The 14,640-nt window shown below is 36.8% G+C and carries 15 protein-coding genes and 2 rRNA genes (1 of these 17 running past the window's edge); 16 read left to right on the forward strand and 1 reads right to left on the reverse strand.

Features of this window, described 5'->3' with window-relative positions; all coding sequences use genetic code 11:
* The 11 genes from QRY57_RS01800 to rsmI form a co-directional block, all read left to right on the forward strand.
* Positions 1 to 1,158 (forward strand): 23S ribosomal RNA (locus QRY57_RS01800); it begins 1,763 nt to the left of the window's first position.
* 50 nt (positions 1,159 to 1,208) lie between these two features.
* Positions 1,209 to 1,324 (forward strand): 5S ribosomal RNA (gene rrf / locus QRY57_RS01805).
* Between the two features lie 250 nt (positions 1,325 to 1,574).
* Positions 1,575 to 1,754, forward strand: a complete 180-nt coding sequence (locus QRY57_RS01810; RefSeq protein ID WP_208019201.1) for a sigma factor G inhibitor Gin — start codon at positions 1,575 to 1,577, stop codon at positions 1,752 to 1,754.
* An 81-nt stretch (positions 1,755 to 1,835) separates the two neighbouring features.
* Positions 1,836 to 3,257 carry an aminotransferase class I/II-fold pyridoxal phosphate-dependent enzyme gene (locus QRY57_RS01815; RefSeq protein WP_286016564.1) on the forward strand — a complete coding sequence of 474 codons (1,422 nt, stop codon included), beginning with the start codon at positions 1,836 to 1,838 and terminating at the stop codon, positions 3,255 to 3,257.
* A gap of 1 nt (position 3,258) precedes the next feature.
* Entirely contained in the window at positions 3,259 to 3,885 is a 627-nt protein-coding gene (gene tmk, locus QRY57_RS01820) for a dTMP kinase (protein WP_208019203.1), read from the forward strand.
* A 35-nt stretch (positions 3,886 to 3,920) separates the two neighbouring features.
* Positions 3,921 to 4,904, forward strand: a complete 984-nt coding sequence (holB, locus tag QRY57_RS01825) for a DNA polymerase III subunit delta' (RefSeq protein ID WP_090694655.1) — start codon at positions 3,921 to 3,923, stop codon at positions 4,902 to 4,904.
* A gap of 5 nt (positions 4,905 to 4,909) precedes the next feature.
* Positions 4,910 to 5,737: a PSP1 domain-containing protein gene (locus tag QRY57_RS01830; protein ID WP_003194202.1), complete on the forward strand. Its 828-nt coding sequence runs from the start codon at positions 4,910 to 4,912 to the stop codon at positions 5,735 to 5,737.
* A 14-nt stretch (positions 5,738 to 5,751) separates the two neighbouring features.
* The gene (gene yabA, locus QRY57_RS01835; protein ID WP_000412052.1) at positions 5,752 to 6,102 is read left to right on the forward strand and encodes a DNA replication initiation control protein YabA; all 351 of its coding nucleotides are present in this window, start codon (positions 5,752 to 5,754) and stop codon (positions 6,100 to 6,102) included.
* A gap of 130 nt (positions 6,103 to 6,232) precedes the next feature.
* On the forward strand, positions 6,233 to 6,973 hold the full coding sequence (locus QRY57_RS01840; protein ID WP_286016565.1) for a tRNA1(Val) (adenine(37)-N6)-methyltransferase: 741 nt from the start codon (positions 6,233 to 6,235) through the stop codon (positions 6,971 to 6,973).
* Positions 6,960 to 7,250 (forward strand): GIY-YIG nuclease family protein, encoded by a 291-nt coding sequence (locus QRY57_RS01845; protein WP_026593100.1) that lies wholly within the window; start codon positions 6,960 to 6,962, stop codon positions 7,248 to 7,250. Before QRY57_RS01840 ends, QRY57_RS01845 begins: the two co-directional genes overlap by 14 nt.
* Positions 7,219 to 8,094 (forward strand): 16S rRNA (cytidine(1402)-2'-O)-methyltransferase, encoded by an 876-nt coding sequence (rsmI, locus tag QRY57_RS01850; protein WP_286016566.1) that lies wholly within the window; start codon positions 7,219 to 7,221, stop codon positions 8,092 to 8,094. The genes QRY57_RS01845 and rsmI overlap by 32 nt, the downstream gene beginning before the upstream one ends.
* A gap of 20 nt (positions 8,095 to 8,114) precedes the next feature.
* On the opposite strand, the gene abrB is transcribed toward rsmI, so the two are convergent.
* On the reverse strand, positions 8,115 to 8,399 hold the full coding sequence (gene abrB, locus QRY57_RS01855) for a transition state genes transcriptional regulator AbrB (RefSeq protein WP_026593102.1): 285 nt from the start codon (positions 8,397 to 8,399) through the stop codon (positions 8,115 to 8,117).
* Positions 8,400 to 8,762: 363 nt separating this feature from the next.
* Here abrB and metG point away from each other — a divergent pair, with 363 nt between their 5' ends.
* The 5 genes from metG to rsmA all read left to right on the forward strand — a co-directional run bounded on the left by metG (position 8,763) and on the right by rsmA (position 14,623).
* Positions 8,763 to 10,745, forward strand: coding sequence for a methionine--tRNA ligase (gene metG / locus QRY57_RS01860; RefSeq protein ID WP_432804061.1), 1,983 nt, complete (start codon positions 8,763 to 8,765; stop codon positions 10,743 to 10,745).
* A gap of 179 nt (positions 10,746 to 10,924) precedes the next feature.
* On the forward strand, positions 10,925 to 11,692 hold the full coding sequence (locus QRY57_RS01865) for a TatD family hydrolase (protein ID WP_098302826.1): 768 nt from the start codon (positions 10,925 to 10,927) through the stop codon (positions 11,690 to 11,692).
* A 148-nt stretch (positions 11,693 to 11,840) separates the two neighbouring features.
* Complete coding sequence (locus QRY57_RS01870; protein ID WP_286016568.1) at positions 11,841 to 13,070, forward strand: resuscitation-promoting factor; 1,230 nt, start codon at positions 11,841 to 11,843, stop codon at positions 13,068 to 13,070.
* A gap of 123 nt (positions 13,071 to 13,193) precedes the next feature.
* A complete protein-coding gene (gene rnmV, locus QRY57_RS01875) occupies positions 13,194 to 13,751 on the forward strand; it encodes a ribonuclease M5 (RefSeq protein WP_286016569.1) in 558 nt (185 codons plus the stop codon).
* Positions 13,748 to 14,623, forward strand: a complete 876-nt coding sequence (rsmA, locus tag QRY57_RS01880; protein ID WP_286016570.1) for a 16S rRNA (adenine(1518)-N(6)/adenine(1519)-N(6))-dimethyltransferase RsmA — start codon at positions 13,748 to 13,750, stop codon at positions 14,621 to 14,623. The genes rnmV and rsmA overlap by 4 nt, the downstream gene beginning before the upstream one ends.
* Positions 14,624 to 14,640: the final 17 nt, after the last annotated feature.

The following is a 14,640-nucleotide window of genomic DNA, read 5'->3' on the forward strand; positions in this document are numbered from 1 at the left end:
AACGGAAAGCCGCAGTGAATAGGCCCAAGCGACTGTTTAGCAAAAACACAGGTCTCTGCGAAGCCGTAAGGCGAAGTATAGGGGCTGACACCTGCCCGGTGCTGGAAGGTTAAGGAGAGGGGTTAGCGCAAGCGAAGCTCTGAACTGAAGCCCCAGTAAACGGCGGCCGTAACTATAACGGTCCTAAGGTAGCGAAATTCCTTGTCGGGTAAGTTCCGACCCGCACGAAAGGTGTAACGATTTGGGCACTGTCTCAACCAGAGACTCGGTGAAATTATAGTACCTGTGAAGATGCAGGTTACCCGCGACAGGACGGAAAGACCCCGTGGAGCTTTACTGTAGCCTGATATTGAATTTTGGTACAGCTTGTACAGGATAGGCGGGAGCCTTTGAAGCCGGAGCGCTAGCTTCGGTGGAGGCGCTGGTGGGATACCGCCCTGGCTGTATTGAAATTCTAACCTACGGGTCTTATCGACCCGGGAGACAGTGTCAGGTGGGCAGTTTGACTGGGGCGGTCGCCTCCTAAAGTGTAACGGAGGCGCCCAAAGGTTCCCTCAGAATGGTTGGAAATCATTCGTAGAGTGCAAAGGCATAAGGGAGCTTGACTGCGAGACCTACAAGTCGAGCAGGGACGAAAGTCGGGCTTAGTGATCCGGTGGTTCCGCATGGAAGGGCCATCGCTCAACGGATAAAAGCTACCCCGGGGATAACAGGCTTATCTCCCCCAAGAGTCCACATCGACGGGGAGGTTTGGCACCTCGATGTCGGCTCATCGCATCCTGGGGCTGTAGTCGGTCCCAAGGGTTGGGCTGTTCGCCCATTAAAGCGGTACGCGAGCTGGGTTCAGAACGTCGTGAGACAGTTCGGTCCCTATCCGTCGTGGGCGTAGGAAATTTGAGAGGAGCTGTCCTTAGTACGAGAGGACCGGGATGGACGCACCGCTGGTGTACCAGTTGTTCTGCCAAGGGCATAGCTGGGTAGCTATGTGCGGAAGGGATAAGTGCTGAAAGCATCTAAGCATGAAGCCCCCCTCAAGATGAGATTTCCCATAGCGTAAGCTAGTAAGATCCCTGAAAGATGATCAGGTTGATAGGTTCGAGGTGGAAGCATGGTGACATGTGGAGCTGACGAATACTAATAGATCGAGGACTTAACCATATAATATGAAGCAAATGTTATCTAGTTTTGAAGGAATATGCCTTCAATAGTTTGGTGATGATGGCAGAGAGGTCACACCCGTTCCCATACCGAACACGGAAGTTAAGCTCTCTAGCGCCGATGGTAGTTGGGACCTTGTCCTTGTGAGAGTAGGACGTCGCCAAGCAATTAAAGCACGAGTCAATTGACTCGTGCTTTTTTTTGTACTTTAAAGTGAGATGATAATAAAAAGATTATATTATGTAAGTGACAAACACACTGCCCAAATTAGATTCATATCATATGTATATAACTAAACGATGTATATTTTTCGAAAAAGTGTCAAGGAATAGGGATAAGTATATTTAAATTCAAAATCGAGAGGGGGAAATATCCTACATCATTTTCATTTAGAAGAAAGTGATAAGGAGAAACATATGGAGACAAAAAATGAGGTTTGCATTATATGTGAGAATAGGAAAAATGATGGTATACATGTACACACGAATTTTATATGTGATGATTGTGAACGGGACATGGTGGAAACCGAAACGAATAATCCTAAATATATATACTATTTACAACAACTGCGAAAAATTCAAATATCATATTCATAAATAGGCATTATGCCTATTATTTTTTTTGTCCAAATATCTCTGTATAATAGATAGTGAATGAAAAGTAAGGAAGAGATGAACATGAATCAAAATCAAATACCGTTATATGAAGCATTAATTCATTTTAAAGATAAAAAACCTTTATCTTTACATGTTCCAGGACATAAAAATGGTTTGAATTTTCCGGAACAGGCACAAGCAGGTTTTAATGAAGTACTGTCTATTGACGTAACAGAATTAACAGGATTAGATGATTTACATAGTCCATTTGAATGTATAAATGAAGCACAGCAGTTATTGGCTGATGTATATAATGTAAAAAAGAGTTATTTTTTAGTTAATGGTTCTACAGTTGGAAATTTAACAATGATTTTATCATGTTGTGAGGAGAATGATATTGTTCTTGTGCAAAGAAATTGCCACAAGTCTATTATCAACGGCTTAAAGTTAGCTGGAGTGAATCCGGTATTTTTAGAGCCTTGGATTGATGAATTATATGGTGTACCAGTTGGAGTTCAGCATGAGGTTATTAAGAGGGCTGTTAAACAATATCCAGAAGCAAAGGCATTGATTTTAACACATCCTAATTATTATGGTATGGGAGTTGATTTAAAGGAAAGTATTATGTGTGCACACGCACATAAAATTCCTGTTTTAGTAGATGAGGCACATGGAGCCCATTTTTGTATAGGAGAGCCATTTCCGAAGTCGGCATTAGAATATGGTGCTGATATAGTGGTACACTCAGCGCATAAAACATTACCCGCTATGACGATGGGTTCTTATTTACATATCAATAGTGATTTAGTTCATGAAGAAAAAGTTTCCTCTTATTTAAGTATGTTACAATCTAGCAGTCCGTCTTATCCGATTATGGCTTCACTAGATGTAGCTCGCTTTGCATTAGCAAATATGAAAGAGAAAGGTTGTCATAAAATTGTGAAGTTTGCGAGGCGATTTAGAAAGGAATTGCAGAGCATTCCACAAATTGCTGTTTTACAGTATCCTTTGCAGGATGAACTGAAGGTTACAGTTCAAACGCGCTGTGAGTTATCTGGATATGAATTACAATCTATATTTGAAAAAATAGGTATATATGCAGAAATGGCTGATCCATATAATGTTTTATTTATTTTACCATTGCAAGTGAATGAGCAGTATATAAAAGCGATAGAAGTAATACGATTAGCATTAGGTAATTATACGGTAACAGACAAGATACCATCTATTCGGTATACTTATAAGGGAGCCTTTTCGTCTTTACCATTTACTTATAAGCAACTAGGTAAATATAAGAAAAAAGTTGTACCTTTACAAGCAGCTACTGGGATGATTGCAGCAGATATGGTTATTCCATATCCACCAGGCATTCCATTACTTATGTATGGAGAAAAAATTACTACAGCACACATAGAACAAATTTCTTATTTAGAAGAAACCGGTGCTCGTTTTCAAGGAAATGTAAAATATATGAGTGTGTATGATATAGAAAGTAGGTTTTAGGATGAAGGGATTATTTGTAACAATTGAAGGGCCAGAAGGTTCGGGTAAATCAACATTAATTACAAAGTTATTGCCGTACTTTGAAAAGAAAGAACAAAAAGTAATGGCAACAAGGGAACCTGGTGGTATTGCGATTTCAGAAGAGATTCGAGCAATCTTACACAAACAAGAGTATACGATGATGGAAGCACGTACAGAGGCATTATTATATGCTGCAGCACGTAGACAGCATTTAGTAGAAAAAGTTATACCAGCTTTGGAGAGAAATTATCTTGTATTATGTGATCGTTTTATTGACAGTTCACTTGCTTATCAAGGTTATGCAAGAGGACTAGGTATTGATAAAGTATTTGAAATTAATCGGTTTGCAACAGAAGACTGTATGCCTAGCTTGACGATTTATTTAGATATTGAGCCTGAAGTGGGATTAGCACGCATTGAAAAAGATGATAATCGTGAAGTAAATCGTTTAGATATGGAAAGCATCACTTTCCATAAGCGCGTACGTGAAGGCTATTTACAGGTTATAGATCGTTTCTCAGATCGTATAGTTGTTGTGAATGCAGATCAACCAATGGAAAAGATTGTGGAAGAAGTTATTCAGCTTATAGAAGATAAGTTGTTATAATAGAAGGAAAGTATAAAACAAGTGAGGTATGCATTATGACAAGGACGTGGGAGCAGCTTTCTGCTATACAGCCCATTGGTGTAAAAATGTTGATGAATAGTATTGCAAAAGAGCGTATATCCCACGCTTATTTGTTAGAAGGTGCAAAAGGAACTGGAAAATATGAAACGGCAATTCAAATGGCAAAAAGTTTTCTTTGTATACAAAGAGATGGTATAGAGCCGTGTCATACATGTACGAATTGCCGCCGGATTGATTCAGGTAACCATCCTAATTTACATGTCGTAAAACCAGATGGATTATCTATTAAAAAACAACAAATTCATGATTTACAGGAAGAGTTTTCAAAAACAGGTTTAGAGGCAAATAAAAAGGTGTATATTATTGAGCACGCAGATCGAATGACAGCAAATGCTGCTAATACCTTATTGAAATTTTTAGAAGAACCAAGTAGCGATACAACGGCTATTTTACTTACTGAACAAAGCCACCAAATTTTAAATACTATTTTATCGCGCTGCCAAGTTGTTACATTTAGACCTCTTTCTACGGAATCTTTAATTGAGAGATTACAGGAGGAGGGAATTGCAATTTCTTTATCTACTCTTGCCTCGCAGCTTACGAATAGTTTTGAGGAGGCATTATTACTTTGCAATGATGAATGGTTTGCACAAGCACGAGCTTTAGTGATAAAATTATGTGAAGCGCTCGAAAAAGATACAGCCTCTCTTTTTTTTGTACAAGAAAAATGGGGGAAACACTTTGGAGAGAAGGAACAATTACAACAAGGTTTAGATATGTTACTCCTTATTTATAAGGATTTATTATATGTTCAACTAGGAGAGGAAGATCGTTTGGTCTTTCAAGATCAAAAGGAGATGTTTCATTCTTTCTCCTACGCTCAAAAGCGCATTGTATCAGCTCTTTTTAATATATTAGAAGCAAAAAATAGAATCAACGCTAATGTAAATGCGCAGCTTGTGTTCGAACAGTTAGTGTTGCGGTTGCAGGAGGGATGACCGTTTTGTATGATGTAGTAGGTGTTCGTTTTAAGAAGGCCGGAAAAGTGTATTACTTTGACCCGAATCAATTCGATATCTCAGAAAATGAATTTGTGATCGTGGAAACTGTACGGGGTATTGAATATGGGAAAGTAGTTATTACAAAGAAACAAGTCGATGAAAACGATGTTGTACTACCACTAAAGAAAGTTATTCGCATTGCAAATGAAAATGATCGGACAATTGTTGAAGAGAACAAACATGCGGCAAAAGAAGCATATCAAGTTTGTCAACAAAAGGTAGGGGAACATAAGCTTGATATGAAACTTGTAGACGTAGAGTATACGTTTGATCGCAATAAGATCATTTTTTATTTTACAGCAGATGGTCGTATTGACTTTCGTGAGCTTGTGAAAGACTTAGCTGCAATTTTCCGGACAAGAATTGAGCTAAGACAAATTGGTGTTCGCGATGAAGCAAAAATGCTTGGTGGTATTGGTCCATGTGGTCGTATGCTTTGTTGTTCTACATTTTTAGGTGATTTTGAACCTGTATCCATTAAAATGGCAAAGGATCAAAATTTATCATTAAATCCTGCGAAAATTTCTGGCTTATGTGGCCGATTAATGTGTTGCTTAAAATATGAGAATGACGAGTATGAAGCGGCAAAAGAGCAACTTCCTGATTTAGATCAACGTATACAAACACCGCATGGTCTTGGACGCGTCATCGGATTAAATATTTTAGAAAGATTAATTCAAGTGGAACTAGTAGACAAGGAACGGATAGTAGAATATACGTTAGATGAATTAATTAATGAAGGGGTCGTTTCGAGTCAAACCACAGATTGATGAGGTGGGTGCTTGTGGAGAAAAAGGATATTTTTGCAGCGGTTTCTAGTATGGAAGAGCAAATTGGACATTTATATAAACAGTTGGGAGAATTAAAGCAACATCTTGCAGAGTTACTTGAAGAAAACCAACATATTAAAATGGAAAATGAAAATTTGCGACGTCGTTTTGAAGAAGTGCAGAATAAGGAAAAACAAAAAACTCAAAAACGAAAAGAAATGAAACCAAAAACGGATATTGGTGAAGGCTATGATAATTTAGCACGCCTATATCAAGAAGGTTTCCATATTTGTAATTTACATTATGGAAGTGTACGTAAAGAAGGAGATTGTTTATTCTGTCTGTCATTTTTAAATAAAAAATGAAATTACCTTTCCAATATATTGGAAAGGTAATTTTTTATACATGAGAGTAAAGATAAGATGAAAGAAGTCTTACTTTTACATGAATAGGGGATCAAATAGGGTAGGTTAAGTATAAGAAAGGAAATTGTATATGCACTTATATGAAGATGAACGTTTAGATTATTTACTAGCAGAAGAAATGAAAATTATTCAAAGTCCATCTGTGTTTAATTTTTCTTTAGACGCAGTGTTACTTGCAAATTTTGCGTGGGTTCCGATTCAAAGGGGAAATTTGATTGATTTATGTACAGGAAATGCTGTTATTCCGCTTTTATTAAGTACAAGAACGAAAGGAAATATTACAGGAGTAGAAATTCAAGAACGCTTGTATGATATGGGAATAAGGAGCATCCAGTATAACAAGCTAGAAGAAAGAATTCAGTTAATTCATGGAGACTTAAAGGATATGCCAGAGCGACTGGGGCGGCATCAATACGATGTGGTAACATGTAATCCGCCATATTTTCAAACGCCAAAGGCATCTGAGAAAAACATTAACGAGCATTTAGCAATAGCTCGTCATGAAATTATGTGTACATTAGAGGATGTCGTATATGCTAGTAGTCAGCTTGTAAAGCAAGGTGGTAAGGTAGCGTTTGTTCATCGCCCAGGTCGATTACTTGATATTGTAACACTAATGAGGAAGTATAAGATTGAACCGAAACGTATGCAGTTTGTATATCCAAAGGCGGGAAAAGAAGCAAATACGCTATTGATAGAAGGAATTAAAGATGGAAATGCAGATTTAAAAATTTTACCGCCTCTTTTTGTGTATGAGAAAAATAATGAGTATACAAAGGAGCTTCGTTCGATTTTATATGGAGAAGAATAAACATTATTTTTATGTAGTGGAATGTGCAGATAGAAGTTATTACGCAGGATATACAAATAATTTAGAGAAACGGATTCAAACTCATAATAGTGGGAAGGGAGCTCGTTATACTCGTGCTAGGCTTCCTGTCACTTTAAAATATGTAGAGGTTCATGAAGAGAAAAGGACAGCTATGCAAGCTGAATATCATTTTAAACAGTTAATGCGAAAAGAAAAAGAAGCATATATGCAAAAAGGAGAACGCTATGTGGCAGCAAAAAAGCTTTCAAGCAAATGAAAAGGGAGTTTTATATTTAGTTCCAACACCGATTGGGAATTTAGAAGATATGACGTTTCGCTCAATTCGGATATTGAAAGAGGCTGATATCATTGCTGCTGAAGATACGCGGCAGACGAAAAAGCTTTGTAACTATTTTGAAATTGAAACACCAGTTATGAGTTACCATGAGCATAATAAGGAAGTAAGCGGACAGAAAATTTTAGATAAGCTAAAAGATGGAAAAACAGTAGCTCTTGTAAGTGATGCAGGTATGCCATGTATTTCTGATCCAGGTTACGACATTGTTGTGGCAGCTGTAGAGGAGCAATATCATGTTATTCCACTTCCTGGGGCAAACGCTGCCCTTACAGCTTTAATTGCATCAGGATTAGAAACGAGACATTTCTACTTTTATGGATTTTTACAAAGAAATAAAAAAGAACGTAAAGCGGAATTAGAAAAACTTCGCTATGTTCCAACTACAATGATGTTTTATGAAGCGCCACATCGGTTAGATGATACGCTAATTTCTATGAAAGAAGTACTTGGAAATAGAGAGATTGTATTGTGCCGAGAGTTAACAAAGAAATTTGAAGAATTTATTCGTGGATCGGTAGAAGAAGCGATTGAGTGGACAAAACAAAATGAAGTTCGTGGTGAATTTTGTATATTAGTATCCGGGTCAAAAGAGGAAGCTGCTGTAGAGGAACAATGGTGGGAATCTATATCAGTATACGATCATATCGAGCATTACATAAACGATCAAGGAATGCCTTCAAAGGATGCAATTAAAAAAGTTGCGAAAGATCGAGATTTGTCGAAACGAGACGTATATCAAATCTATCATGTCGATAAAAAATAAGCTTCTCATAATTGAGAAGCTTATTTTGCTGCTTGAATATATTGTTGAAGTTCGTTTAAAACTTGTTCAGCGCCTTCTTTGCTTAAAATAATTTTACCTTCAGCTAAAGAAAGGTTACCATCAGATACTTCACCAGTTACTTGGCAAGTCATGTTTGGTTTGTATTTTTTTAGGATGATTTTTTCGTCATCAACGTAAATCTCAAGAGCATCCTTTTCTGCAATACCTAATGTACGACGTAATTCAATCGGAATTACAACACGGCCTAATTCATCAACTTTACGAACGATACCAGTAGATTTCATATTCGTTATCCTCCTCATATTTTGTAAGTTCGCGAGTCTATATTTTAATTCGTCATTTTTCGACAAAATACCCTATGAACATATGATACCAATCATTTACATTTCCGTCAATTCTTAAATTCTATATTTTGTGAAAGAATTATAGATTTTTATACTTCTTATATATAATAGAAAATGAAAGAATTACACAAGTATTTTACTGTATTTTTAAATTTTATCAATATTACAGATAAATAACTGTATATTTTTTGGGGATATGAGTAATAGATGATAAAGATAATCGAGCATTAATTCGTTTTTATGCGTCAGTTTTTGATATACTGTTTATAAATACATATGAGGTCATTTGGGAGGTTCAAAACAATGACAGAGGAAAATAAAACCTTTTATATTACTACTCCAATTTATTATCCAAGCGGAAAGCTTCATATTGGACATGCTTATACAACGGTAGCAGGAGATGCAATGGCACGCTACAAGCGCATGCAAGGATATGATGTTCATTATTTAACAGGTACTGATGAGCATGGACAAAAGATTCAAAAGAAAGCAGAAGAACTACAAGTAACACCACAAGCATATGTTGATAACATTGTAGAAGGAATTAAAGAGCTGTGGGGGAAAATGGACATTTCTTATGATGACTTTATTCGTACAACCGAAGATCGTCATAAAGAAGTTGTCGAAAAGATTTTTAAACAACTTGTTGATCAAGGTGATATTTATCTTGATGAATATGAAGGATGGTACTCTGTACAGGATGAAACATTCTACACAGAGCATCAACTTGTGGATCCGATTATGGAAGGCGACAAAGTAGTTGGCGGAAAAAGCCCAGATAGCGGTCATGCTGTAGAACTTGTTCGCGAAGAATCTTACTTCTTTAGAATGGGTAAATATGTAGATCGACTGTTACAATTCTATGAAGAAAACCCACAATTCATCCAACCTGAATCACGCAAAAATGAAATGATTAATAATTTCATTAAACCAGGATTAGAAGATTTAGCAGTTTCTCGTACTTCCTTTGATTGGGGAATTCGTGTACCAGGTAACCCAAAACACGTTATTTACGTATGGGTAGATGCATTATCTAACTATATTACAGCACTAGGATATGGAACAGATAATGAAGCGAAGTATAAAAAGTATTGGCCAGCGGATGTTCATTTAGTAGGAAAAGAAATTGTTCGTTTCCATACAATTTATTGGCCGATTATTTTAATGGCGCTAGATTTACCACTACCGAAAAAGGTATTTGCTCATGGTTGGATTTTAATGAAAGACGGAAAAATGAGTAAATCAAAAGGGAATGTAGTTGATCCTGTTACATTAATTGATCGCTATGGACTAGATGCATTACGTTATTATTTACTTCGTGAAGTTCCATTTGGATCAGACGGTGTATTTACACCAGAAGGTTTTGTTGAACGAATTAATTTCGATCTTGCAAACGACTTAGGAAACTTATTAAATCGTACAGTAGCGATGATTGATAAGTATTTTAACGGAGAAATTCCTGCTTTTAAAGAAAATGTAACTGAGTTTGATGAAACGTTAGTAACATTTGCACAGGATACATTACAAAAAGTAGAAGAAGCAATGGAAAACATGGAGTTTTCAGTAGCATTAAGCTCTATTTGGCAATTGGTTAGCCGTACGAATAAATATATTGACGAAACACAACCTTGGGTATTAGCGAAAGATGAGAATGATCGTGATAAACTTGCTTCCGCAATGGCACACCTTGCAGAAATGCTCCGCCAAACGGGTATTATGCTTATGCCATTCTTGACAGCAACGCCAAGCAAAATCTTTACACAACTTGGTATTACAGATGAAGCATATCAATCTTGGAATAGTCTTTCTACGATTGGTTGTATCCCAGCTGGTACGAAAGTAGTCAAAGGACAGCCAATTTTCCCACGCTTAGAGGTGGAAGTAGAGGTTGAATATATTAAAGAACAAATGAAAGGTTCTGCTCCTAAAGTGGAAGAGAAAAAGGAAGAGGAACCAAAGGCGGAGGAAATCACAATTGATGATTTCTTTAAAGTTGAATTACGTGTGGCGGAAGTAATAGAAGCAGAGCCTGTAAAAAAGGCAGACAAACTGTTAAAGATTCAACTTGATTTAGGTACAGAAAAGCGACAAGTCGTTTCTGGAATTGCTAAATTTTACACACCAGAAGAATTAAAAGGGAAAAAAGTTATTTGTGTAACGAATTTAAAACCAGTGAAATTACGTGGCGAATTATCACAAGGTATGATTTTAGCAGGCGAAGAAAACGGTGTATTATCATTAGCAACAATTGATCAAAATTTACCAAATGGTACAAAAATCAAGTAATCTTGACAATGTAAGAGGTGTTTCACGTGTAACATTCGTGGAGCATCTTTTTTCTTATTAGAAATCTTTCTGAAATTCCCTTTTTTGTATTAAAATTGTAATATTGTTGTCATTACGTTGTTAGGAAAGTAAATTCCCCCTATGATAGAATTTATTTCAAATAAAAGGAGTTATTTGTCATGTTGTTTGATACACATTCACATTTAAATGCAGAGCAATTTGAAGAAGATTTACAGGAAGTCATTGCAAGAATGAAAGAAACCGGAGTTACATATACAGTTGTTGTCGGGTTTGATGAAATAACAATAAAGAAGGCCATTGAACTTGCAGAAACATATGATTTTATTTATGCAGCAGTGGGCTGGCATCCTGTTGATGCAATTGATATGACGGAAGATCATTTAGTTTGGTTAGAGGAATTAGCTGCTCATCCGAAAGTTGTTGCTCTTGGTGAAATGGGATTAGATTACCATTGGGACAAGTCTCCAAAAGAAATACAGAAAGAAGTATTCCGTAAACAAATTCAGTTAGCTAAGAAAGTAAAATTACCAATCATTATACATAATCGTGACGCGACACAGGATATTATAGATATTTTAGAAGAAGAAAATGCAGCTGAGGTAGGAGGTATTATGCATTGTTTTGGCGGTAGTGTAGAAGTAGCGAAGCAATGTATTGATATGAACTTCTTAATCTCATTAGGAGGACCAGTAACATTCAAAAATGCAAGGAAACCAAAAGAAGTTGCTATGGAAATCCCAATGGAAAAATTATTGATAGAAACAGATTGTCCATACTTAACGCCACATCCATTTCGCGGTAAACGAAATGAACCAAGTTATGTCAAACTTGTAGCTGAAGAAATCGCAAACTTAAAAGGAATTTCATATGAAGAGGTTGCACAAGTAACAACAGAGAATGCAAAAGCCTTATTTGGTGTTAAATAAGAGAAAAGAATGGGACTTCCCATTCTTTTCCTTTATACCTTCTCCTATCGTTATCTTCCAATGAAAAGAGCTACTAGAAATAGTGGGAGAGAAGTACAAGCTAGGTAGTGAAATTTAAATCTGGTTGAGGAAAAGGGGGCATCTTCTTGTGAGTCTTGATAAGAAAGGGATGTTAAGAGGACTAAGAATAAGTAAAAATGTTGCAATAAAGGTTATAAGTGCGTTGGTTATTTCTGGGTCAATTGGAACAGCTACTTATGCAGCTACAATTGACAAGATTGTTGTAGAAGTAGATGGAAAGAAGAAAGAAGTATATACGTATGCAAGTACTGTAAAGGATTTACTATCTGATGAAGAAATTAGTGTTACGAAGGAAGATAAAGTATATCCTGCATCTTCTAATAAGATTACTGATGGAATGAAAGTTGTGATAGAAAAGGCAAAACCATTTAGTATAGTTATAGATGGAAAAGAACAAAAAGTATATTCGACTGCTAAAACGGTAGGAGAATTATTAAAAGAGAAGAAGATAGAACTTGGGCAATATGATAAAGTGTATCCAGCTATACATAAGGCTTTAGGTAGTAAACAAAAAGTAATGATTCAAAAAGCATTTCCAGTTACATTACATGTCAGCGATCAATCAAAACAACTATGGTCAACTTCGACTACTGTCGCTGACTTTTTGAAAGAACATCAAGTTTCCTTGGATGAACTTGATAGGGTGGAGCCAGCTTTACAGGAAAATGTAAAAGCAAATATGGCAATAAAAGTGATTCGAGTAGAAAAAGTCAGCGATGTAGTGGAAGAACCTATTCCTTTTTCTGAAGTGAAACAAGAGGATGCTTCCTTATCAATTGGGACAGAGAAAATGATTCAAGAAGGAATAGCAGGGAAAAAGAAGAAAACTTTTGAAATCATAAAGGAAAATGGAAAAGAGATTTCAAGAAATCTTCAAAAAGAAGAAATTATACAAGAGGCGCAGAATCAAAAGGTTGCTGTTGGTACGAAGCAAGAAGTAATGCAAGAGAAAGTGGAAGGACAGAAAACGGAAACGAATGAAGCGAAATCTGAGGGAGAACCTCCAGGTCGTGAATTCTATGTAGAAGCAACAGCATATTCTCCAAATTGCGGTGGTTGCCAAGGGATAAGCGCAGGTGGATATAATTATAAGGCAAATCCTAATATGAAGTTAATTGCCGTTGATCCAAGTGTAATCCCACTTGGGACAAAAGTCTGGGTAGAGGGATATGGATATGCTGTGGCTGGAGATACGGGTGGAGCGATAAAAGGGCATCGAATTGATTTGTTAATGCCGACTGAAGCACAGGTATACTCGTTTGGCAGAAAACAAGTAAAGATTAAAGTGTTACAATAAGAAGGGTAGGCAGAGGATTTTTTCTCCTCTGCTTTTTAAATTGTATCAATGGGAAAATAATAATGGAAAAGTATTCGTTTTTTTGTTTTACTAAGTAGAGACGAAATGAGTGTGGAGGCAGTCATGAAAATTAAAGAGATTATCGTTGTAGAAGGTAAAGATGATACAGTTGCAGTTAAGCGTGCTGTTGATGCAGATACAATTGAAACGAACGGTTCAGCAATCGGTGATCATGTCATTGAGCAGGTAAAGTTGGCACAGCAAAAACGAGGCGTTATTATTTTGACAGATCCTGATTACCCGGGAGAACGTATTCGGAAAATTATTTCTGAAAAAGTGCCGGGTTGTAAGCATGCTTTCTTACCGAAAGAAGAGGCGCTTGCAAAAAGAAAAAAAGGAGTCGGAATTGAACATGCTTCCAATGAATCTATTCGACGTGCTTTAGAAAATATTCATGAGGAAATGGAAGCTTATATGAGCGAAATTAGTTGGAGTGACTTAGTAGATGCTGGTCTAGTGGGCGGAGAACAGGCAAAAAGTCGTAGGGAAAAGATGGGCAAGCTATTAAAGATTGGTTATACAAATGCAAAGCAGTTACATAAACGTTTACAAATGTTTCAAGTTTCAAAAGAAGCATTTGCGGAAGCATATAAACAAGTATTACAGGAGGAAAAGAAATGAAGGATATCGCAACACCGAATCGTACGAAAGACATTGTTGAAAAGTACGGGTTTTCATTCAAAAAGAGTTTAGGACAAAATTTCTTAATCGATACAAATGTATTAAATCGTATTGTGGATTATGCGGAAATTGGTCCGGAGAGCGGAGCGATTGAAATTGGCCCTGGTATTGGAGCTTTAACAGAGCAGTTAGCAAAACGTGCTAAGAAGGTAGTAGCTTTTGAAATCGATCAACGACTATTACCCATTCTAGATGAAACATTAGCTCCTTATGGTAATGTAACTGTAATTAATAAAGATGTTTTAAAAGCAGATGTACATGAAGTGTTCGGGGAGCAGTTTGAAGAAGGACAAGACGTAATGGTAGTAGCAAATTTACCATACTACGTCACAACACCAATTTTGTTTAAATTATTGGAAGAAAAATTACCAGTTCGCGGATTTGTTGTTATGATGCAAAAAGAAGTAGGAGACCGTTTGGCAGCTAGACCAGGAACGAAAGACTACGGTTCTCTATCTATTGCGATTCAATATTATACAGAGGTAGAAACAGTTATGACCGTTCCACGCACTGTATTTGTACCACAACCAAATGTAGATTCCGCAGTTATTCGTCTTTTAAAACGTCCAAAGCCAATTGTTGAAGTGAAAGACGAGAAGTTTTTCTTCGAAGTAGTAAGAGCAAGCTTTGCACAACGTCGTAAAACGTTGATGAATAACTTATCAAATAATTTAAATGGTTTCCCGAAGGATAAAGAGTTATTAGATCGTATTTTAACGGAAGTAGGCATTGATCCGAAACGCAGAGGCGAGACATTATCAATTGAGGAGTTTGCAACGCTGAGTAATGCGTTAGTCCCTTATAAACAATAAAAGGACAGCTCGATTCG

This window comes from Bacillus arachidis, from assembly GCF_030285945.1.
GTDB classification, from domain to species: Bacteria; Bacillota; Bacilli; order Bacillales; family Bacillaceae_G; genus Bacillus_A; species Bacillus_A arachidis.